Raw genomic sequence first — 21,348 nt, forward strand, 5'->3', positions numbered from 1 at the left:
TGGAGCGGCACACGAGGCTCGAACTCGTGACCTCAACCTTGGCAAGGTTGCGCTCTACCAACTGAGCTAGTGCCGCAAATTATAACTTTCAACTATAAAAGTTTAGCTAAAGACACACTAACCCCGCGGGGGTTAACGTCTTAAGCGGGGCAGGATTCTACAATAATCCGATGTGTTTGCAAATGTTTTTTACAAATTAAAGAATTTTTCTTGGTAAACCTTTAATTCCATGATCGAATCTTTGATATCGTCGAGGGCTAGATGTGAACCTTTTTTGTTCACTTGCGCTAATACGTCAGGTTTCCAACGACGTGCAAGCTCTTTAACTGTACTCACATCAAGGTTACGGTAGTGAAAGTAGTCTTCCAATTCAGGCATGTACTTATTCATAAAACGGCGGTCTTGGCCGATAGAATTACCACACATAGGTGAAGCACCCGCAGGTACCCATTGCTTTAGAAATGCCAATGTTTGATCAATAGCATCTTGTTCAGTGAATGTGCTTGCTTTACAACGAGCTGTTAAACCAGATTGACCGTGCTGAGTCGTGCACCACTCGTCCATGCCATCAAGCAGTTCATCGCTTTGATGAATAGCAATAACAGGGCCTTCAGCCAAGATGTTTAAATCACTGTCGGTGACAACAGTGGCAATTTCGAGTATTTTATCTGTTGCTGGTTCGAGGCCTGTCATTTCCAGGTCGAGCCAGATAAGATTTGATTTATGAAAAGACATAGTTACCTTAGCGGTGCTTTCCTTTAGATCCAACGCATTTAGATATATCATATTAGTATCATCAGTCGACCTAAAGCTTTTTTTTCAAAAAGCCCGACATTTACTCAAGTTATAGGCCAAAAGTGGCAAAACAAAAGAAATTAAGTAAAGGCCAATCGCGTCGAATTAAGGCCAATCATCAAAAACGCCTCTCTAATGCAGACAAAAAGCAACAGAAAGGGGCAACTGTGCAATGGCAAAATGACAATTTAGGCCCTGCCGAAAATGCGGTTGTGATCAGTCGATTTGGCCAACACGCCGATATCGAAACCGAATCAGGCGAAGTATTGCGCTGTAATATACGCAGAACAGTATCGAGCCTTGTATGTGGTGATGAAGTTATTTTTCGCCGTGCAAAAGTTAGCGAAGGCGACTTAGCAGGCGTTATTGAAGCAACTCATGAGCGTCGCTCACAACTAACTCGCCCTGATTTTTATGACGGGGTGAAAGTCGTCGCTGCCAATATTGACCAAATTTTAATGGTCTCTGCTGTATTGCCTGAGTTTACGCCAAACATTATCGACCGCTATTTAGTTGCCTGTGAAGACATGGGTATTGAGCCTATTTTAGTGCTTAACAAAATAGATTTAATCGACGATGAAGGCCTTGCTTTTATTGATGAAATTCTCGATATCTATCGTGAGCTAGGTTATCAAGTACTGTTAGTCAGTAATAAAACCGGTCAAGGCATTGATGAGCTTAAACAAAAACTGGTCGATAAAAACAGCATTTTTGTTGGTCAAAGTGGTGTGGGTAAATCAACCTTAGTGAACACTGTACTGCCAGATGCTGACATCCTAACCCAAGAAGTATCTGAGAACAGCGGCCTTGGTCAACACACAACAACCGTATCGCGATTACACCATTTACCAAGTGGTGGTAACCTTATCGACTCACCGGGAATTCGTGAGTTTGGCTTGTGGCATTTAGATGTTGAGCGCGTTACATGGTGCTTTAAAGAGTTCCGTGATTTTATTGGTGGCTGTCGTTTTCGAGATTGTAAGCATTTAAACGATCCTGGCTGTATAATTCGCCAAGCTGTTGATGATGGTGAAATTTCAGAACTTCGCTTTGACAGTTACCACCGAATTTTAGAAACTATGGCCGACGGCCGTGCCGGTGCACGCGCTCCTCGCGTATAACTATTTAGGAAATAACAAGTGAGTTTAGATAAATTCAAAATTGCTATGCAATATGCCATGCCAAAACATTTCATTTCGCGCATGGTTGGCAAGTTGGCAGCAGCAAAAGCGGGTGGCTTAACAACGGCCTTAATTAAATTGTTTATCAAACAATACAAAATTGATATGACTGAGGCTAAATACCCAGATCCAGCTCATTACAAAACCTTTAATGAGTTTTTCACTCGCCCATTAAAAGAAGGCATTCGTCCACTTGCTGAAGAAAGCGACATTATTGCACACCCAGTTGATGGGGCAATTAGCCAATTAGGCGATGTAGTCGACGGTCAAATCATCCAAGCAAAAGGCCACGACTACAGCTTACAAGCACTTCTTGGTGGCAAAGAAGAAGACACAGCGCCGTTTTTAGGCGGTAAGTTTGCGACTATTTATTTAGCACCAAAAGATTACCACCGTATTCACATGCCTGTTGATGGTACGCTGAGCAAAATGATCTACGTACCGGGTGATTTATTTTCGGTAAACCCGTTAACAGCACAAAATGTACCTAACTTATTTGCTCGTAACGAGCGTGTTGTGGCTATCTTTGAGACCGAAATTGGCCCACTAGCCATGGTGCTTGTAGGTGCGACAATTGTTGCTAGCATCGAGACTATTTGGGCAGGCACAGTAACGCCACCAGCAGGTAAAGATGTATTTAGTTGGAATTACCCAACCACAGGTGACAACGCGATTACTCTGAAGAAAGGTGAAGAAATGGGTCGCTTTAAGTTAGGCTCTACCGTTATTTTAGCCTGGGGTGCAAATCAAGCTGAGTTCTTATCAGATCAACACCCAGAAACAGTGACGCGCATGGGCACACCATTTGCGAAAATTAACGACTAATAAGTTCAATTAAGCAAACCACTTGAGCAAAAGTGGTTTGCTTAAAATTCACTATAAATCGCGCCTATACCCCACGATTACACTCTGAGCACTCACTATCTTTTTGAATATTAAAGCGCTGCTGCATTAGTGTTAGCCCATCAAATTGAATAAACTCGCTACCTGTTTTATAGCCAAGCAATATATTGATAGCCAATAAACTTTGCATGCTTCCCATAACACCCAGTAACGGGCTCAATACCCCAGCATTGTCACAATTAAGTGCTGTTTGCTCCTCCGTTTGCGGGAATATACAGCCATAGCAAGGGCTCTGTTCATCGCGAAAATCAAAACTCATCACCTGCCCCTGCGTTGCAATAGCAGCAGCTGATACAAGTGGGATAGATTTAGCTAAACAATAGCGATTAACCAAATAACGGGTAGCAAAGTTATCACTACAATCAAGGATGATGTCAGCGCCATCAAGAAGCTCAGCACAGTTATTTTCATCAAGCTTTTGGCATAGGGGCTTAACCGTAATTTGATTATTTAAACTGCCTAACACCTTGGCAGCCGCCTGTGTTTTTGCCTGCCCCATGTGGTTTACTTTATAGAGTATTTGTCGCTGTAGATTTGAAAGCTCAACCTTATCATCGTCTATTAAAGTGAGCGTTCCGATTCCTGCAGCCGCTAAATAAAACAGTGCTGGGGAGCCAAGTCCACCCGCTCCGACAACCACAATATGAGCAGCCTTTAACTTTTGCTGACCCGCAAGCCCCACCTCTTTTAATAGCAAGTGGCGGCTATAACGAATTTGCTCTTTGTCGCTTAACGCGCTCATATTAAGACTGACCTTCGACCAGCAGTTTTAACTTGGCAATGGCTGCTTGGTAGTCTTCGGCTTCAGTAATCGCACGTACTACGGCAACACTGCCAACCCCCGTGCTCGCAACTTGCTCTGCACGTGATATATCAATTCCACCAATTGCCACCGTTGGATAATCAGCCATTAGCGGTACAAATTTTTCGAGCTTTTCTAAACCTTGAATTTGCCCCGTCATGTCTTTGGTGGTGGTTGGATAAATAGCGCCAAACGCCATATAACTTGGCCTGTAATTATGTGCACGTAGCATTTCATAAAAGCCATGGGTCGACACACCTAAGCGTAACCCTGCCTCTTTTATGGCAATTAAATTAGCAGTTTGTAAGTCTTCTTGTCCTAAATGAACACCATAAGCTCCGTGCTTGATCGCCAATTGCCAATAATCATTGATATATACCTGCGCATCGTACTTCTGCCCCAGCATAACCGCACTTGCAATCGACTCTTCAAGTGCTGCATCGTCTGCATTTTTCATTCTTAATTGAACGGTTTTAACTCCTTCGGCTAAACACTTCTCTAACCAATCAACCGTATCAACAACGGCATATAAACCTAGCTGTTTAGAGTCGCACTCGGCAAAACCTGCTGCCATGGTAAAATCAACCGGGCAATCAAAGTCGAGCTCATCACCCAGCCAACTTCCCGCTTCGATGACTTGTGGGTAATCTGCTAAATTTGTTGGAAAGCAAGTATGCGCAACGGGGCCAATCCCTTCACCATAACGAACGGCTGCTTTTAATCCTTGGTTGATATAGGCTTTCGCTAAAATAAAGGCATCTTTGAGTGGATACTGTTTGGCTAAACACGCGGCAATCACAGAAGCCATACTACATCCTGTGCCATGACTATGCGGAGTTTGAATTTTTTCATTGCCAAGCCAATATGCCTGTTCACCTTGCACGCAGTAATCAATGCAGTAGCCACTTGGGTAATCCCAATGACCCCCTTTGATGATCACCGCTTTTGCACCATAGCCTGTTAACTTCTCGGCGGCTTCTTTCACTGCGCTTGGGCCAATCAGGTAAACACCAGTTAATAACTGCGTTTCGTGGGTGTTCGGTGTTACAACATCGACTAATGGCAATAAACACTCTTTAATGGCACTAACAGTATCTTCTTCTGTTAATAAATCACCACTTGAGGCAATGGCAACCGGATCATAAACAACCAAAGGCGGCTCTGCCCAAGTTGCTTTGTAATGTTTTAAATGCTCACTAATAAGCTGTATTTGCTGCACATTGGCAAGCATGCCAATTTTAATCACGCTGGCAGGCATATCACTGGCTAAGGCTAATAGTTGCGACTCAATCACTTCTGTTGATATCGGGTTAAGTGCTTCTACACCTAGACTATTTTGTGCCGTTAAAGCAGTAATAACCGTACAGCCATGTACATTAAAACTTTGCATTGCTTTGATATCGGCTTGAATTCCTGCACCGCCGCCCGAATCTGAGCCAGCTATGGTCCATACAACCTGATTCATGTTATTCCTCACATTTTATTCTTGATGCCAAAATGGCATACCGAGCGTCGGCGTTGATGGGCTTGCTACGTCTTTCTCTGGCATCGCTTTAGCCAAATAGCTATATCGCCCCGCTTCAACAGCACTTTTAAACGCTTTACTCATCGTTACTGGGCAACCTGCACCTGCAATTGCCGAATTTAATAATACGGCATCATACCCTAATTCAAGCGCTTGGCAGGCATGAGATGGTAAACCTAAGCCCGCATCAACAATTAACGTATGGTTTGGCAAGCGCTCACGGATCATTTTTAAGTTGTAAGGATTCAGCAAGCCTTTACCCGTGCCAATCGGTGCGCCCCAAGGCATTAGTACTTCGCAGCCTAAATCAGCGAGGCGCTGACACAGCACTAAATCATCAGTGCAATAAGGCAAAACTTTAAAGCCATCGGCCAATAAAATTTTAGTGGCTTCGAGAAGTGCGAATGGATCGGGCTGTAAATTATATTCATCACCAATCAACTCTAACTTGATCCAATCAGTGGCAAACACTTCGCGGCACATTTGTGCCAAGGTCACTGCTTCTTTTACACTATGGCAACCCGCCGTATTTGGCAGCACCTTTAACCCGGTATTTTTTATCAATTGCCAAAAATCATCACCCGCAGCAGCGCTTTGCTGGCGTCTTAATGAAACCGTGACAATTTCAGCCTGTGAGGCCACTATCGACTCAGTCATAACACTTGGCGAAGGGTACAGTGCTGAGCCAATCAGTAAACGACTCGTAAATTGCTCACCATAAACCGAAAAACAATCCATCTTAGCCTCCTTGAATTGGCGACAATAACTCAATGCTGTCGCCTTCGTTGAGGGTTTTAGCATCGTATTGGCTGCGCGGTACAAAGTCACCATTAACGGCAACGGCAAATGGAGGTCTCGCGCCAAACTGGCTCAACGCCTGAGTGAGCGATGTATTGTCGTTCACTGTAACTGACTGACCATTAATTAAAATATTCATTTTTATCCTTAAGCAATTAAGCTCACTGCATCATCAACCACTTTAGGCGCGAGTAGATAGCCATGACGGTATAAGCCATTAATACTGATCACTCGACCTTGTTTTGTGACTTTCGGGCGGTTGTCTGCAAACGCAGGACGAAGCCCTGATTGCAAGCTCTCGATACGCCCTTCAGCAAAGCCGCTATGCACGGTATAAGCAGCAGACAATAACTCCAGCGCCGAGCGCACGGTGACTTTACCGCGGTCTTGCGATTCGATTTCAGTCGCACCAATCACAAATTGATGGTTTGGCTTAGGAGCAATATAAATTGGGTAACGCGGATGCATCAGTCGTATCGGCCTGGTCAGGTTCACCTCTGGTGCATATAAACGCGCCACCTCCCCTCTTACTCCACGCAGTAAGGGTTCAGCCTTTTTAGCACCTAAGCCGCGACAATCAAATACATAATCATAGCTTTGGCCATTCACTTGATGGGCGTTCAATTCAACTTTACAGCCAAAGTTAAATTGCACTCCTTGCGAGGTTAGCTTTTTAAAACTAGTGCTATAAAATGCCTGATTATCGAGTTGCCCTTCACAAGGTAAATACACACCTTGATGGAAACGCCCAGCTAGTTCTGGCTCAAGGTCTGCGATTTGAGTGCCAACCAATGCCTGTGCCTGATAGTTTTCAAGTGGTTTTAAGCGGCTCACAAAACTTTGTAAATCGCCCTTATCTTGCTGATGAGCAACCACTAAACTGCCCGTTTGTTGAAAATACACAGCGTCATCGAGCTCACTTAAAATGTGCTGCCAACGAGTGATGCTATAAAGCCCTTGTAGGGCTAAATCCTGTTCACACAGGACTGACTCAGCAAGGGGTGCCAACATCGCTGCGGCAACGCTGCCAGCACTGTTGCTAGCATGTTCATTATCTTGCTCAAACACACTTAGCTGATGCTCTTTAGCAAGTGCTAATGCAGTTAAACGGCCAGTTAAACCAAAACCCAGTATCGCTATCTTTAATGACATAAACTTTCTAGGCCTAAGCTCTAGGCCCTAGGTAAAACCCAGAGCCTATCGCTGATGCCTAGCTCCATCAATTAAACTGCTTTATGGTAAATCTCAGAGCCTGTTTTTTTGAACTCGTCTGATTTCGCTTTCATTTCGGCTTCAACATCGACCATTTTGATTTCGATAGCATCACCTACGTTATTCGGATCAATGCCTCTTGATTCAAGATCTTTGGCATAATCACGTACTTCTTGAGTGATCTTCATCGAGCAGAACTTAGGGCCACACATAGAGCAGAAATGTGCAATCTTGCCTGATTCTTGTGGCAATGTTTCGTCGTGATATTCGCGGGCGCGTTCAGGGTCTAAACCTAGGTTAAATTGGTCGTGCCAACGGAACTCAAAGCGCGCTTTTGATAAAGCGTTGTCACGCTCTTGCGCACCCGGGTGGCCTTTTGCCAAATCGGCAGCATGAGCAGCAATTTTGTAAGTGATTAAACCTTCTTTAACGTCTTCTTTGTTAGGTAAGCCTAAATGCTCTTTAGGGGTTACATAACAAAGCATAGCGCAGCCGTACCAAGCAATTTGCGCAGCGCCAATACCTGATGTGAAATGATCGTACCCCGGTGCAATATCCGTGGTTAATGGACCAAGAGTATAAAACGGTGCTTCTTCACAGTGTTTTAGCTGCTCTTCCATGTTCTCTTTGATCATATGCATTGGCACATGGCCAGGGCCTTCGATGAACACTTGCACATCATGTTTCCAAGCAAGTTTTGTCAACTCACCTAAAGTACGTAATTCGCTGAATTGGGCTTCGTCATTCGCATCGGCAATAGAGCCCGGACGCAGGCCATCACCTAATGAAAAACACACATCATACTGTTTTAAAATTTCACAGATTTCTTCAAAGTGAGTGTATAAGAAGTTTTCTTTATGGTGCGCTAAACACCATTTCGCCATGATAGAGCCACCACGCGAAACAATACCGGTAACACGCTTTGCCGTCATCGGCACGTAACGCAGTAATACCCCAGCATGAATAGTAAAGTAATCAACGCCTTGTTCAGCTTGTTCAATCAAGGTATCGCGGAAAATCTCCCACGTTAGGTCTTCAGCCACACCGTTTACTTTTTCAAGCGCTTGGTAAATTGGTACGGTGCCAATTGGTACTGGTGAGTTACGTACCACCCACTCACGAGTTTCGTGAATATAGCGACCCGTTGATAAGTCCATTACCGTGTCGGCGCCCCAACGAGTAGACCACACCATTTTTTCGACTTCTTCTTCAATTGATGAAGTCACAGACGAATTACCAATATTCGCGTTCACCTTAACTAAAAAGTTTCGGCCAATGATCATCGGCTCGGTTTCTGGGTGGTTAATATTGTTAGGAAGCACAGCGCGGCCACGGGCAATTTCATCACGCACAAATTCAGGGGTAATAAAATCAGGAATACTAGCGCCAAACGATTCGCCTTTGTGCTGGGCTGCAAGTAACTCTTCACGAATTTTAGCGCGCCCCATGTTTTCACGGATCGCCACATATTCCATTTCAGGCGTCACAATGCCTTGTCGTGCATAATGCATTTGCGTTACGTTTTTACCGGCTTTTGCACGGCGGATCTTTGGTAGGTGTTCAAAGCGGATGTGATCTAACCCTTCATCTGCCATTCGCTGTTGAGAAAACTGCGAAGTCACTGAGTCTAAAATTTCAGTGTCGCCACGGCTTTCAATCCACTTTTCACGGTATTTCTCAAGGCCCTTGCGCACATCAAGTTGAAAATCTGGGTCAGTATATGGACCTGATGTATCGTAAACACGAATTGGCGCGTTAGGCTCAAGTACAGGGTTCTCTTCAGTGCCACCGATAAAGGTATCGCTGAGACTGATTTCACGCATCCCTACTCGTACATTGTCTTGTGTACCTTCTACATAAACTTTATGAGAATTAGGAAACGGTTGCCCAGTTAAGTTATAAATATAATCTGATGCTGCCGCACGAACTTCGCGGCGAGATGGTTTAGTTGTTGTGTTTGACATGACTTACCTCATTGCTTTAAGGGTTGTCTTGTCAGATATTGCAAGTGCAATAGAGAGTGGCAAACGCCATTGGATCGTTAATAAGCTAAGTGCTTACTAGTGCAGCCTGTGCCGCTTCTGCCCCAAAAATTTGGCGCACAAGCGCCCAGTGAGGCAGCTTGTTCCCTACGCAGGTGTTAGCCTGATCAGGTTCACGGATCCCGCTTTCGCGATCTCAGCCTTATTAAAGGCACTCCGACAAGTATAAATTCGTTTCTTTTAAAACGCCCTGAGTGTACGCCAGTTAAAAAATTGCTGCAAGCTCAGCCACTTTAGTTTTTTGCTATGAAAGTAAAGTGGTGTTCACCTTGCAAGGTTAACTGTTCACCTTCTAAGTCAATTACCGCGCCTTCTTTCAAAGTTGAAAGTAATTGCTGTTCAAGGTCATCAATTTGCTCACCACAAGATTTACGCGTCATACCTAACTTATTAACCGTTAGCGTATCTTCGCTTAACGCACCTTCACCAAAAAACTTATTACAACCCGCAAAACCATTAATCTGCATCGCTTCAATAAAGCGTATGGAGGCAGTTTGGGAAACAGGAATGGCTAAGCCATTTACTTTTGATAACTGCCACTGAGTATATTTTAATTGCTCGCTGGTGACCGTTCCTGTTGTTGTACAGCCCACACAAAAAAGTGCAAAGAGAAGGGGTAAGGCTACTAACTTCATATTTTTTATGGCTCAAGTTTCAATATTGTCATCATAACAATATTTAACGTGTTTGATCGTTAAAAAAACATGTTTTATCTGTAAAAAATTGTTCTAAGTTAGCTTTTTAAATAACAACGCAGACTATTTGAATAAGTTATCGACTTCTTCTGGTAAAAAAGGACGACCTTTTTCATTTACCGACGTGCCAATCACCAAAGCTTGCAGCATCACTTTATCGTCATGTTTACGATACACCGTTTGCCTAAAAGCAAACTTTAAACGGCTGATACGCTCAGGCTCAACGGCAACGTAAAACTCATCGCCCGGCACTAATGATGCCTTGTAATCCATTTCGCTTCGCAGCACGACAAGGTTTACTTTTTCTCTTGCTAGCTTTGCAAAATCGATACCTTGAGCATGTAAAAACTCATGGCGAGCATGCTCTAGGTAATTAAAATAAACACTGTTATTAACAATGCCTTGTAAATCACACTCATAATCACGCACTTTAAAGTCTACTTTAAAGGTCATAGTCGTATTCCTAATCAATTTACGTATAATTGCCTGCGTTTATACCATAAAAATTGATTTTATAGCCATTTGGCTAGCTAGGTTGCTAGAATAGCAGTCCCGAAAATGGAGTTAAGAATCCGCATGAAACGACGTTTATCATTATTATCTGCTGCCATCCTGCCTTTATTTGCAGCATCTTCGATTGCTTACGCTGAAGACGGTGATCTAGAAACGATTGAAGTTACCGGTGATTTCAAAAGAGAAAGCATTCAAACCCTTAGTGCCAGCGCAAGCTTGTTTTCAGACCATGAAATCAATCAACGCGGTGCAAAGTTTTTAGATGAGATGCTTGCTAGTGCAGCGAATGTAAACTTTACCTCTGGTGCATCTCGTGGTCGTTTCGTGCAAATTCGTGGTGTTGGTTTACGCTCACAGTTTGTTAGCCCTATTAATCCTTCGGTTGGCTTAGTGATCGACGGTATTAACTACTCTGGTTTAGGTGGCAGTTCACTGTTATTTGATATCGACCAAGTTGAAATTTATCGCGGCCCACAAGGGACTCGCTTTGGTGCTGATGCCTTAGCTGGTATGATTCAAATGGAATCTGCAACACCCACTCTTGACCCAAGTGTGAAAATACAATTAGGTGCGGGCAACTACAATAGCTATGAAGCAGGTATTGCCGCAGGTACGGGTATTACCGACGACACAGCAGTACGCGCTAGCATTTATCAACGTGAGTCTGATGGTTATGTAGAAAACCGTTATTTAGGTGAAGATACACAGCAACAAGATGAGCTTGTTTCTCGCTTTAAGTTACACAGCCAATTTACCGATCATCTGCGTACTGAACTGAATGTACATTACATCGATATAAATAACGGCTATGACGCCTTCACACTAGATAACAGTCGTTACAGTGTTGCTGATGAACCTGGACAAGACAACCAAGAAAGCATTGCGGTTGGTTTAGCAAACATATACACCGGCTTTGACTTTTTTGATGTTAGCCTAAACCTATCTGGTATCGACAGCGAGCTGTTATATAGCTTCGACGAAGACTGGGTGTGTAATGATGAAGCCCAGCCGGAGTTATGTGCTGCAGGTTTGCATGAGTGGGGCTATAGCTCAACAGATACTTACTTTCGCGATCGCCAAGATCAAGCGGCAGAGCTGCAATTTAGTGGTAAATCTGGTGAGTGGGTCGCAGGCATTTATTATCAAGGCCGCGAAGTTGACTTAGAACGTCAATATACTTGGCTTGCGCAACCATTTGCATCAAATTATGAAACCAGCAATATTGCTGCATACGGGCAATTAGCAACATCTATCGGCCCAAAAACAACCTTAATTACGGGTTTGCGTGTTGAGCAGTATCAAGGTGACTACATCGACAATAACGGTTTTATTGAAGAAACCGATGATGTCATGGTGGGCGGTAAGCTTGCACTTGAATACCAAGTCATTGATCGCACCATGATCTACACTAGTATTACTCGTGGCTATAAAGCTGGCGGTATTAACTCTGAAGCGTTAGCAAAAGCAAAAGACGAAGGCTTAAACCTAGATGCTGACTTCTTTGCTAATCACACATCATTTGCCCCTGAATACCTTTGGAGCGGTGAGTTTGGTGTGAAAGGCAGCTCTTTGGACGATAAGTTTGTGTTACGTCTTGCTGCTTTCTACATGTACCGTGAAGATATGCAGCTAAAATCGTGGCAGGTTGAAGGTCAAAAATTCACAGGCTATATCGATAACGCAAGCTCTGGCGAAAACTATGGTTTAGAAATTGAAGGCAGCTTCCAAGCTACTGACAATTTACTACTAACAGGTAGTGCAGGTTATCTACATACAGAAATCAACGACTTTGTTGCGCAATCAGGCCTAGATCAAGATGGTCGAGATCAAGCACAAGCACCTAAATACCAATACGCATTCACTGCGCGTTATAACTTTACGCCAGCACTTTACGCATCAATTGGTGTAGAAGGCAAAGACGAATACTACTTCTCTGATAGCCATAACTCACAAGCACCAAGCACTAATTTAGTGAATGCTTCATTTGGTTATGAAAGTGATAATTGGAGCATTAATGCATGGGCACGTAACTTATTTGACGAAGACGTACCGACTCGTGGTTTTGAGTTTGGTAACGACCCATTAGATGGTTACACCACTCATACATACACACAGCTTGGCGAACCTATGGTTGCCGGTGTGACATTTATTTACGAGCTATAAGCAATTAGGTGCTAGGTTTTCTACCTAGCACCTAGAGCCAAATAAGTTAAGCCCTTTCAACATCAAAGGCGAGTACGTCTTTAATCTTTTGTTTATTCGTTGCCAGCATAATGAGTCGATCAATACCCAGTGCGACACCCGCACATTGTGGCAAACCATGCTCTAGTGCAGCTATTAAGCGTTCATCCATTGGCACTTGCTTTAAGCCATTTGCTTCACGGTACTGATTATCTTCACTAAAACGAGCTGCTTGCTCTTTGCCATTGGTCAGCTCATTAAAGCCGTTTGCCAGTTCCATATTTTTAAAATATAACTCAAAGCGCCCTGCTACTCGCTCATCGTGCTGACAAATTTGCGCAAGAGCTGCTTGCGAAGCTGGAAAATGATAAACGAAACAAGGCTTTTCTTGGCCAATCGTTGGCTCTACCTTCATACAAAATAATAGCTGTAACAAGGTATCGCGGTGCGTTTCATTCGCAGCAATATCGGCAAAGCCCTGCTCTGTTGCTAGTTGCTGCAATGTGCTGATATCAGCAGTTAAAGGATCAACACCTAAGGCGTTCATAAAGGCTTGCTGATAAGTGAGTCGCTCTGCGCTTTCTACGCCAAGCACTAATTGCATAAGCTCATCCATTTCATCCATAAGCGCAAATTCATCAAAACCCGGACGATACCACTCAAGCATTGTAAATTCAGGATTATGATGACTACCCGCCTCTTCATTACGAAAGGCTTTGCATAGCTGGAAAATAGCCCCAGAGCCTGCAGCAAGTAAACGCTTCATGGCAAACTCAGGTGACGTTTGCAAATAAAGTGGTAAGCCACCAGCATGACCAGGACCAACAAACTCGGTACTAAATGTCGCTAAATGCACATCGGTTACACTGGCCGCACTTAAGCTTGGCGTTTCAACCTCCATAACATCACGATCATAAAAGAACTCGCGAATACGGCGGATGATAGCGGCACGGTGGCGTAAAGTTTCAATATCGGCGCTTGGTTGCCAAAGGACATTAGACATAAAGTGTTTCCCAAAAAAAATCCCAGCAGAAGCTGGGATTTTAAAATAAATTGCTTAATTTAGCCTATTACTTAACACGGCTCACGTATTCACCGCTACGTGTATCAACTTTGATCACTTCGCCGATTTGTACGAATAGAGGAACACGAACAACAGCACCTGTGCTTAATGTTGCTGGTTTACCGCCAGTACCCGCTGTATCACCTTTTAGACCTGGATCTGTTTCAGTGATTTCTAGTTCAACGAAGTTTGGTGGAGTAACTGCGATTGGGCTACCGTTCCAAAGCGTGATTGTACAAACGTCATTTTCAACTAACCATTTTGCATTGTCGCCAAGCGCTTTTTCGTCAGCAGCGATTTGCTCAAATGTTTCGTTGTTCATGAAGTGCCAGAACTCACCGTCAGTGTATAGATACGCTAAATCTGTATCCATTACGTCTGCACCTTCAACTGATTCACCTGACTTGAATGTTTTTTCTAGTACTTTACCTGTGATTAGTTTACGAATACGAACACGGTTAAACGCCTGGCCTTTACCTGGTTTTACCATTTCATTTTCTAAGATGCTGCAAGGTTCGCCATCTAACATAATTTTTAGGCCGCCCTTGAACTCATTGGTGCTATAATTCGCCATCGTTTCCTCTGTCTAAATAATTTCGAGTAATCTACGTGTCAATGATACAAAGAAATGAAGTAAATTTGCATAAAAACTGGCAAAAAGAATTGGCAAATGTTGTCACTTGTCCTGAACGCTTGCTAGAAATGCTAGGATTATCAAGCAAAGTAGACGAAAAAGACCTCAAAGCACGCAGTCTTTTTCCTGTCCGCGTGCCACTGCCTTTTATCAAAAAAATGCGTTATGGCGACATAAACGACCCTCTTTTGCTGCAAGTGATGCCAAGACACCAAGAGTTTTTAGCAAAAACAGGTTACGACAAAGATCCTCTAAAAGAGCAAGATAACAACCAACCTGGTTTGTTACACAAGTATCGCTCTCGGGTTTTAGTGATGTTTAAAACCGGCTGTGCTGTAAATTGCCGTTATTGTTTTAGACGCCATTTTCCTTATCAAGAAAACCAATTAAACAAACGCAGCTTGATTGACGCACTGGCTTACATAAAAGCAGACAGCAACATCAACGAAGTCATTTTAAGTGGTGGCGATCCATTGATGGCCAAAGACGATGCTGTTAGTTGGTTTATGGATGAGTTAGAGCAGCTTCCGCAAATTAAACGCATGCGTATTCACAGCCGCTTACCTGTTGTGATCCCAGCAAGAATTACCGATGAGCTGTGCGCGCGTTTTGCTTCATCACCGTTAAAAGTGGTGTTTATAAACCATATCAATCACGCTAACGAAATTGATGATGACTTTAAAATGGCCATGCAAAAGTTAAAAGCTGCAGGGGTTACGTTATTAAATCAGGCGGTGTTACTAAAAGATGTGAATGATTCTGTCGAGTCGCAAGTTGCACTTAGTGAAGCGCTATTTGAGGCAGATATACTTCCTTACTACTTACATCTACTTGATAAAGTTGAGGGTGCTAGCCATTTTGACATAGCTGAGAATCAGGCACGGGAAATCGTGACGGCTATGCTGGCAGCATTGCCGGGGTTCTTGGTTCCTAAGCTGGTGCGCGAGATCGGCGGCGAAAAAAGTAAAACGCCTATCGATCTCAATATACTGTAGCTACACATATACGTTTACGTTGTTACCTAGTGTCGCAGTTACCGACTTAGTAGGTGTTTGTGCGGCACTAGTATTCATTGCTGCGCCTTCGATAAGTGCAAGTGCCGCAGCACCATCAGCCTTTTGCTGTTTTTTAGCAAGCGATGCGCTGTAAACTTCTGCGCCTTCACCACCGCCACTCATCGCTGGTAAGCTTGATCCTGATATATTCATAGTTCATTACCTGACTTTTTATGACAATCCACGTACTATATCGGCATTGCAGTCTAAAGCTTTAGGAAAAAAATGGATTCAATTATTGAACAACTCAATGCTAACCTAAAAATCGTTTATCGTCAGGCACTTGATGCTGATAAAAAATTAGATGATTTACAGCAGCAAGGCCATGGCAAATTCACAGCCTTATTTGCAAAAGATGCTGGCTTTGATTTTGAAGCGAAACGCTTTAAACCTTACGTTCTCGATGTTGCTGCTGATGTAGAAAGCTTAAGCAACGACGGTATGGACGAAGAAAAACTGAAAAAAACCGTTATTAAACTGCAACAGTTACTACAATTGTTAGCGACGTTTAAGTAACGTAGAAGCCTCTATTTTATTTATTGTAAATAGAGGCTATCGCACGAAATAAATTTCACGCCTACATGTGGGAGCAGCTTTAGCCGAGTATTGTTTTTCGGCGTTAAAACGCCTCCCACGTTGCAAGTCTTTTACAAGACCCACAAACAACACAGTTCAACTTTAAACTGACAGCTGATGGCTGACGGCTTTAAGTTATCATTCACCCAAATTTAACGATGGCAATAACTCATCTTCAAACCAATCAGTGATTAAACGCTTGTCGTAATAATAGGCTTCATCGCGCCCCATTTTCATGCGATCCATGAAGCCCATGTCTTTAAGCTTTACATCGTTTGCTTCACTTATCACTTTACCGTCTTTATCCGTAACTGAATAATTTAGGTCGATACGCGGGAAGTAAATTGGTTTGATGATACGTAATTCATTCATAGTACCAAAACGCACATCACCCGCTAGGTCGAGCTCAGTCACTTCAACATTGAAGGTGTAGCCTTCAGGTAACTTTTCAGCAAGTTTATTAAAGTGTTTTTCAAAATTCTTTGCCACATTTTTATGAAATGCACCTTTTGGTGAGTTGTTTCCGGGGCGAACATCGCGGTAATCGTTAAAGTCATGCCATTTAACTTTTGCTTCTCCTGCGTGAGCAAAAGCAGGTAGTGCAATGATCATTGCTAAGGCAACTTTTTTTACTGTATTCATCTGTTTCTCCACTTAACAGGTATAGCTAATGATTAAATTTTAGCTGCTGACAATTAACTATAGCTTAATATCTAAACACTTAGGTGTAACCAATATGGTGCAAAATGTAATCAAAAACAAGCGATTCATGTTTTTGCTTTATCGCCATAAATCACAATTTATTCATGTAATTTAGGCCGAAATGTGATGAAATAAGGCTAATTCAACCAGGTATAGTTCATGGATATTTTATGACCATTTTAGTCACCGGCGGAGCCGGATACATCGGTTCTCACACCGTATTAGAGTTATTACAACAAGATACTGACGTTGTTGTACTCGATAACTTAAGCAATTCATCAAATGAGTCATTGGCTCGCGTAAAAAAAATAACAGGTAAAGACGTCACGTTTTATCAAGGTGATATTTTAGATAGAGCCTGCTTAGACAAAATCTTCAGTGAACATACTATTGATAGTGTTATTCACTTCGCAGGTTTAAAAGCGGTTGGTGAATCGGTTGTAAAACCTATCGAGTATTATCAAAACAACGTACAAGGTACACTGACTCTGGTTGATGCTATGCGTGATGCTGGCGTATTTAAGTTAGTATTTAGCTCATCAGCAACGGTATACGGTGACCCAGCAAGCTTACCAATTCGCGAAGACTTCCCCGTTGGTGGCACGACTAACCCGTATGGCACATCAAAGCTTATGGTTGAAATGATGCTGCAAGATATCTCGAAATCAGATGAACGTTTTGCCTTTGTTATCTTACGTTACTTTAACCCTGTCGGCGCACATGAATCTGGTCTTATTGGTGAAGACCCAAATGGTATTCCTAACAACTTATTACCTTATATTTCGCAAGTAGCTGTGGGTAAGCTAGAAAAGCTAGGCGTATTTGGGGATGACTACGATACTGTAGATGGTACAGGTGTTCGTGACTATATCCATGTCGTCGATTTAGCATTAGGTCACTTAAAAGCGCTGAACCGAATTGCAAGTGATACAGGTGCGCACGTATTTAACCTTGGCACAGGTAATGGTTACTCAGTACTGCAAATGGTTACTGCTTTTGAGAAAGCCAGCGGTCAAGCTGTACCATACCAAATATCGCCGCGCCGAGCGGGCGATATTGCAGCTTGCTACGCAGCCCCAGAAAAAGCGTTGAACGAGCTTGGCTGGCAAGCTGAGCGTGGTATCGATGAGATGATGCAGGATACATGGCGCTGGCAAAGCAATAACCCGAACGGTTACAAATAGTCAAAGTCATTATAAGCCAATAAAAATTAAGCCTGCACTATATGCAGGCTTAGTTATAAATTACTAACCGCCGGGGCCGCCTCGACCACCGCCACCACCTGGGCCAGTTTGCCCTCCTAACTGAGTAACAACATCAGTAAGAGTAAATGACTCTGACAAACTAGCTCCGTCTAAAGAGAACTCTCCTGAAGTATACAAACCATTAAAGCTTTCACCGTCACTCACACTGCCGCCAACATAAATATCGTAGCTTTCAGACAAGCTCAATTTGGCACTTGAATAGAGTATGGTCGCAACTTGTTTAGGCACTAAAAAAGTCAGCGCTTCGTCTTGTGATTCTGAGTGAATATGTAAAATACTGTCTTTAGCAACCCCATCGAGCACGATACTATTTTGCGTGCTTTCGGTTGAGCTTGGTAAACTTGTGGTTCCACCGAGCCCAAGAATTGTGCCCCCTGTGAACTTAACCGTGTTGCTATCTGCATCGATCCCTGCCTCTGGTGCACTGCTACCAATCGCTATCAGGACACCACCGGTGATAGTAATTTCACCATTTGAGTCAACCGAGTCATTTGAACTGCTATATGCGTAGATCTGACCGCCATTAATATAAATCATATCGCCTGCATTTATAGCATCGTCATAAGCGTTGATCTCGAATTGCCCATCGTTAATGGTTATTTCACTTTTCGCTTCAATTCCTTCTCCTTCTGAGGTTGATATCGTAAAAGTGCCGCCATTAATCGTTACATTAGGAGTGATTGATTCATCTGGTTCGTCTTCTTCGCTAATATCATAAGATGCAGCAATACCATCATCTAGCACGTCAATATTAAAGACTCCATCATTGATAATAATGTAGCCCTCAGATGCATCAATACCGTCGCTTTGTGCTGCAAGCGTAAAGCTACCACCATCAGCAATAAAATAATCATTGATATGAATGGCATCTTTTACTGCGTCAGTCACAATAATAGTGCCATCACGTACACGGATATAATCATCACTAACAATACCGTGCTTGTAATTAGCCGCCACGGTTAACTCACCTGAGCCACTAAAAATCAGCTGCCCTTCACTAAAGAAGGTCGCTTTAGCGTCTTCATCGTCAGGAATATCAGAATACGCTGTACCGTCGATAAGAGAGCTCTCACCTTCTAAAATGACGAACACCGTTTTTTTAGACTGAATATTAATGGCAGGGCCATCGCTATTTACAAGCTCAAGATCTGATAAACCCAGTTTAAATTTATTATCGCTGTAGATTTTTAATGATCCCTCAGTACTCGAGCCTGCGACGTTATACGCAACTCCCGAGATGGTTGCCACAACAGTCACATCAGCACCATCAACGCTAATCTCAACACCATTGTCTTCAAACGGATTTGTTACCGATACGCTGGTATCGGCATAACTAATAATGACAGTGCCATCAAAGCTAGCATTTTCAACAAGGTCGTCTTCATCTTCACCTGTGTTGTCAGTATCTCCTTCTGCTGCTCCTGAAGGGTTGTAGTCTAAAATAGTAATGGTATCTGCAGATGATGTACTCGTGGTCGCTGTAATGCCTACCGTATCAGCAGTACTATTTTGAGAACCATCATTGACGATTAGTTGAATGGTATAAACACCGTCTAAATCAGTTGTGAATGAGGGGGATACCGTTGTTGCATTCGTTAATTCGGCTTCACTGTCTGTCGGAGTTGATAATAATGACCATTGATAAGTAAGTGTATCGCCGTCTTCATCGCTACTTGATGAACCATCTAAGGTCACCTCAGCTCCAGTTTCAACGCTTTGACTGTCGCCCGCTTCCGCTACGGGTGCGGTATTAGTTGCAGCTGTCGATGAGGCAGTAATAGTCACCGTATCTGCACTACTCGACTCTGCTCCATCATTCACTATTAACTGTATTTCATAGTCGCCATCGCTATCTGCAGTAAAAGTAACAGAGACACTCGTTGCATTTGAGAGGGTTGCTTCGCTGCCTGATGGAATACTTACAAAAGACCATTGATAAGTTAATGTGTCACCATCGTCATCACTACTCGACGCCCCATTTAAGGTGACGAGCGTGCCCGTTTCAACAGTTTGATCTGTACCAGCATCGGCTTCAGGTGCTGTATTTTCAACGCTAGTGGTACTTGCCGTGATAGTAACCGTATCTGCGCTACTTGTTTCTTCACCATCACTTACAACAAGCTGTACTTGGTAGCTCCCCGCTACATCTGTAGTAAAAGTAGCAGATACGCTGGTTGCATTCGTAAGACTGGCTGAGCTGCCCGAAGGTACGCTAACAAAAGACCATTGATAGGTTAACGTGTCACCATCTTCATCACTACTTGATGAGCCATCTAACGTAACCACAGTGCCCGCTTCGACACTTTGATCGACCCCTGCAATCGCAATAGGCGCCGAATTCACCGTTTCTTGATTGTCTGAGCTGCTGTCACCGCAGGCGACTAAACTTAAGATAATACTCAGTAAAAGCAAACATTTTACAATATGTGCCATAAATACTCCCTATTTCTCAGAATTGATAATAGGTGTATTCTTAGCCAGTTAAAGGGTGTTCTACCATAGCCTAAGAGGCATCTTTATTGTATGAGCACAATACCTCCACACTATAAACACAATTTGGCAACCTAAAGTAGCAACGCCGCTCATCAGCGCATCGCTTGAATACTCTCAAGCGCTACAGCTAGCTGTGCTTTTAGTTTTTTATAGCGTACATAAACAGCCAGCACGATAATGCCATTAACACCAAGCTGGATAAGCCATAGGCTGTATGTTTTAAACATAACCATATTAAACAAGGCAACGATTAACAATGCGCACCAAAGCACAACGCAGCCAATAAAACTCACATGCCAGTAATGAACTTGGTGCTTCAACTGATTCTCTTTAAAATGTTCTGGTCAACTCCAGCCGGACACTTTTCTTAAAGAATTTTCATACTCTACTGGTGACTGTTCGTCATTAGCTGAGTGCAGCCTTTCCAGATTGTAATACTTCATATATTCAGTAACATCACTTTTCATATGTTCACGAGTTGGCTGAGCCACTTTTAACAACCAATCATGTTTCAAGCTACCAAAGAACCTTTCAACAACAGCGTTATCCCAACAAGCCCCCACATCACCCATGCTTGCTCGCATACCAAACTGCTTTAACAGGTTGCGATATCGCTTACTTGTATACTGGGACCCTCTATCAGAATGAAATACCAAGCCTTTGGCTGGTTTTCTTAGGTTATAAGCCTTAACCATAGCTTTCATTACTAAATCAGTCGTCATACGTTTATCAATATGCCAGTCAACAATTCGACGAGAATATAAATCCATCACAACAGCAAGGTACATCCAGCCTTCGCCAGTTTTCAGGTATGTCACGTCGCCAGCCCAAATCTGATTGGGTGCTACCGGATTAAAGTTCTGGTTAAGCAAATTATCTGCAACTGCATCAGAGTGCTTACGCTTAGTTGTTA

General features: G+C 43.1%; 22 protein-coding genes, 1 tRNA gene and 1 riboswitch. Of the genes, 6 read left to right on the top strand and 17 right to left on the bottom strand.

Annotated elements, in window-relative coordinates; genetic code table 11:
* A tRNA-Gly gene (locus HUS62_RS20705) sits at positions 1 to 76 on the bottom strand.
* Positions 77 to 189: 113 nt separating this feature from the next.
* Complete coding sequence (gene orn / locus HUS62_RS20710; protein ID WP_054554138.1) at positions 190 to 735, bottom strand: oligoribonuclease; 546 nt, start codon at positions 733 to 735, stop codon at positions 190 to 192.
* A gap of 122 nt (positions 736 to 857) precedes the next feature.
* Here orn and rsgA point away from each other — a divergent pair, with 122 nt between their 5' ends.
* Complete coding sequence (gene rsgA / locus HUS62_RS20715) at positions 858 to 1,916, top strand: small ribosomal subunit biogenesis GTPase RsgA (RefSeq protein WP_054554137.1); 1,059 nt, start codon at positions 858 to 860, stop codon at positions 1,914 to 1,916.
* Positions 1,917 to 1,934: 18 nt separating this feature from the next.
* Entirely contained in the window at positions 1,935 to 2,801 is an 867-nt protein-coding gene (asd, locus tag HUS62_RS20720; RefSeq protein WP_175080994.1) for an archaetidylserine decarboxylase, read from the top strand.
* Between the two features lie 64 nt (positions 2,802 to 2,865).
* On the opposite strand, the gene HUS62_RS20725 is transcribed toward asd, so the two are convergent.
* The 8 genes from HUS62_RS20725 to HUS62_RS20760 form a co-directional block, all read right to left on the bottom strand.
* On the bottom strand, positions 2,866 to 3,621 hold the full coding sequence (locus HUS62_RS20725; protein ID WP_175080995.1) for a HesA/MoeB/ThiF family protein: 756 nt from the start codon (positions 3,619 to 3,621) through the stop codon (positions 2,866 to 2,868).
* Position 3,622: 1 nt separating this feature from the next.
* Positions 3,623 to 5,146 carry a thiamine phosphate synthase gene (thiE, locus tag HUS62_RS20730; RefSeq protein ID WP_175080996.1) on the bottom strand — a complete coding sequence of 508 codons (1,524 nt, stop codon included), beginning with the start codon at positions 5,144 to 5,146 and terminating at the stop codon, positions 3,623 to 3,625.
* Positions 5,147 to 5,161: 15 nt separating this feature from the next.
* Positions 5,162 to 5,944, bottom strand: a complete 783-nt coding sequence (locus tag HUS62_RS20735) for a thiazole synthase (RefSeq protein WP_175080997.1) — start codon at positions 5,942 to 5,944, stop codon at positions 5,162 to 5,164.
* Between the two features lies 1 nt (position 5,945).
* Positions 5,946 to 6,143: a sulfur carrier protein ThiS gene (gene thiS, locus HUS62_RS20740; protein ID WP_175080998.1), complete on the bottom strand. Its 198-nt coding sequence runs from the start codon at positions 6,141 to 6,143 to the stop codon at positions 5,946 to 5,948.
* Positions 6,144 to 6,151: 8 nt separating this feature from the next.
* Positions 6,152 to 7,156, bottom strand: a complete 1,005-nt coding sequence (locus HUS62_RS20745) for an FAD-dependent oxidoreductase (protein WP_175080999.1) — start codon at positions 7,154 to 7,156, stop codon at positions 6,152 to 6,154.
* A 71-nt stretch (positions 7,157 to 7,227) separates the two neighbouring features.
* Positions 7,228 to 9,180: a phosphomethylpyrimidine synthase ThiC gene (thiC, locus tag HUS62_RS20750; RefSeq protein ID WP_220095088.1), complete on the bottom strand. Its 1,953-nt coding sequence runs from the start codon at positions 9,178 to 9,180 to the stop codon at positions 7,228 to 7,230.
* A gap of 145 nt (positions 9,181 to 9,325) precedes the next feature.
* Positions 9,326 to 9,427, bottom strand: a riboswitch (TPP riboswitch).
* A gap of 64 nt (positions 9,428 to 9,491) precedes the next feature.
* Positions 9,492 to 9,893, bottom strand: coding sequence for an META domain-containing protein (locus HUS62_RS20755; protein ID WP_175081000.1), 402 nt, complete (start codon positions 9,891 to 9,893; stop codon positions 9,492 to 9,494).
* A 123-nt stretch (positions 9,894 to 10,016) separates the two neighbouring features.
* Positions 10,017 to 10,406, bottom strand: a complete 390-nt coding sequence (locus HUS62_RS20760) for a thioesterase family protein (RefSeq protein ID WP_054561129.1) — start codon at positions 10,404 to 10,406, stop codon at positions 10,017 to 10,019.
* Positions 10,407 to 10,529: 123 nt separating this feature from the next.
* Here HUS62_RS20760 and HUS62_RS20765 point away from each other — a divergent pair, with 123 nt between their 5' ends.
* Entirely contained in the window at positions 10,530 to 12,629 is a 2,100-nt protein-coding gene (locus HUS62_RS20765; RefSeq protein ID WP_175081001.1) for a TonB-dependent receptor, read from the top strand.
* Positions 12,630 to 12,675: 46 nt separating this feature from the next.
* Here the strand turns inward: HUS62_RS20765 and epmA are convergent, their stop codons facing one another.
* A complete protein-coding gene (gene epmA / locus HUS62_RS20770) occupies positions 12,676 to 13,650 on the bottom strand; it encodes an elongation factor P--(R)-beta-lysine ligase (RefSeq protein ID WP_054561131.1) in 975 nt (324 codons plus the stop codon).
* A 67-nt stretch (positions 13,651 to 13,717) separates the two neighbouring features.
* Positions 13,718 to 14,284, bottom strand: a complete 567-nt coding sequence (efp, locus tag HUS62_RS20775; RefSeq protein WP_054554126.1) for an elongation factor P — start codon at positions 14,282 to 14,284, stop codon at positions 13,718 to 13,720.
* Positions 14,285 to 14,325: 41 nt separating this feature from the next.
* On the opposite strand from efp, the gene epmB reads away from it, so the two are divergent.
* Positions 14,326 to 15,339 (top strand): EF-P beta-lysylation protein EpmB, encoded by a 1,014-nt coding sequence (gene epmB, locus HUS62_RS20780; protein WP_175081002.1) that lies wholly within the window; start codon positions 14,326 to 14,328, stop codon positions 15,337 to 15,339.
* Here epmB and HUS62_RS20785 read toward each other — a convergent pair whose 3' ends face one another.
* Positions 15,340 to 15,552 (bottom strand): hypothetical protein, encoded by a 213-nt coding sequence (locus tag HUS62_RS20785; protein WP_175081003.1) that lies wholly within the window; start codon positions 15,550 to 15,552, stop codon positions 15,340 to 15,342.
* Positions 15,553 to 15,624: 72 nt separating this feature from the next.
* Between HUS62_RS20785 and HUS62_RS20790 the strand changes: the two genes are divergently transcribed.
* Positions 15,625 to 15,915, top strand: a complete 291-nt coding sequence (locus tag HUS62_RS20790; RefSeq protein ID WP_054561134.1) for a hypothetical protein — start codon at positions 15,625 to 15,627, stop codon at positions 15,913 to 15,915.
* Positions 15,916 to 16,113: 198 nt separating this feature from the next.
* Here the strand turns inward: HUS62_RS20790 and HUS62_RS20795 are convergent, their stop codons facing one another.
* Complete coding sequence (locus HUS62_RS20795) at positions 16,114 to 16,617, bottom strand: DUF3016 domain-containing protein (protein ID WP_175081004.1); 504 nt, start codon at positions 16,615 to 16,617, stop codon at positions 16,114 to 16,116.
* A 230-nt stretch (positions 16,618 to 16,847) separates the two neighbouring features.
* On the opposite strand from HUS62_RS20795, the gene galE reads away from it, so the two are divergent.
* Positions 16,848 to 17,861, top strand: coding sequence for a UDP-glucose 4-epimerase GalE (gene galE, locus HUS62_RS20800; protein ID WP_175081005.1), 1,014 nt, complete (start codon positions 16,848 to 16,850; stop codon positions 17,859 to 17,861).
* 63 nt (positions 17,862 to 17,924) lie between these two features.
* Here the strand turns inward: galE and HUS62_RS20805 are convergent, their stop codons facing one another.
* From HUS62_RS20805 to HUS62_RS20815, 3 genes are all read right to left on the bottom strand, one after another.
* Positions 17,925 to 20,375, bottom strand: coding sequence for a carbohydrate-binding domain-containing protein (locus HUS62_RS20805; RefSeq protein WP_175081006.1), 2,451 nt, complete (start codon positions 20,373 to 20,375; stop codon positions 17,925 to 17,927).
* Positions 20,376 to 20,527: 152 nt separating this feature from the next.
* On the bottom strand, positions 20,528 to 20,755 hold the full coding sequence (locus HUS62_RS20810) for a hypothetical protein (RefSeq protein WP_175081007.1): 228 nt from the start codon (positions 20,753 to 20,755) through the stop codon (positions 20,528 to 20,530).
* 24 nt (positions 20,756 to 20,779) lie between these two features.
* Positions 20,780 to 21,348, bottom strand: a 569-nt coding sequence (locus tag HUS62_RS20815) for an IS3 family transposase (protein WP_175081008.1), incomplete at its 5' end; no start/stop codon positions are given.

The sequence above is a fragment of the Pseudoalteromonas sp. 0303 genome, assembly GCF_013349995.1.
Taxonomy (GTDB): Bacteria; Pseudomonadota; Gammaproteobacteria; order Enterobacterales; family Alteromonadaceae; genus Pseudoalteromonas.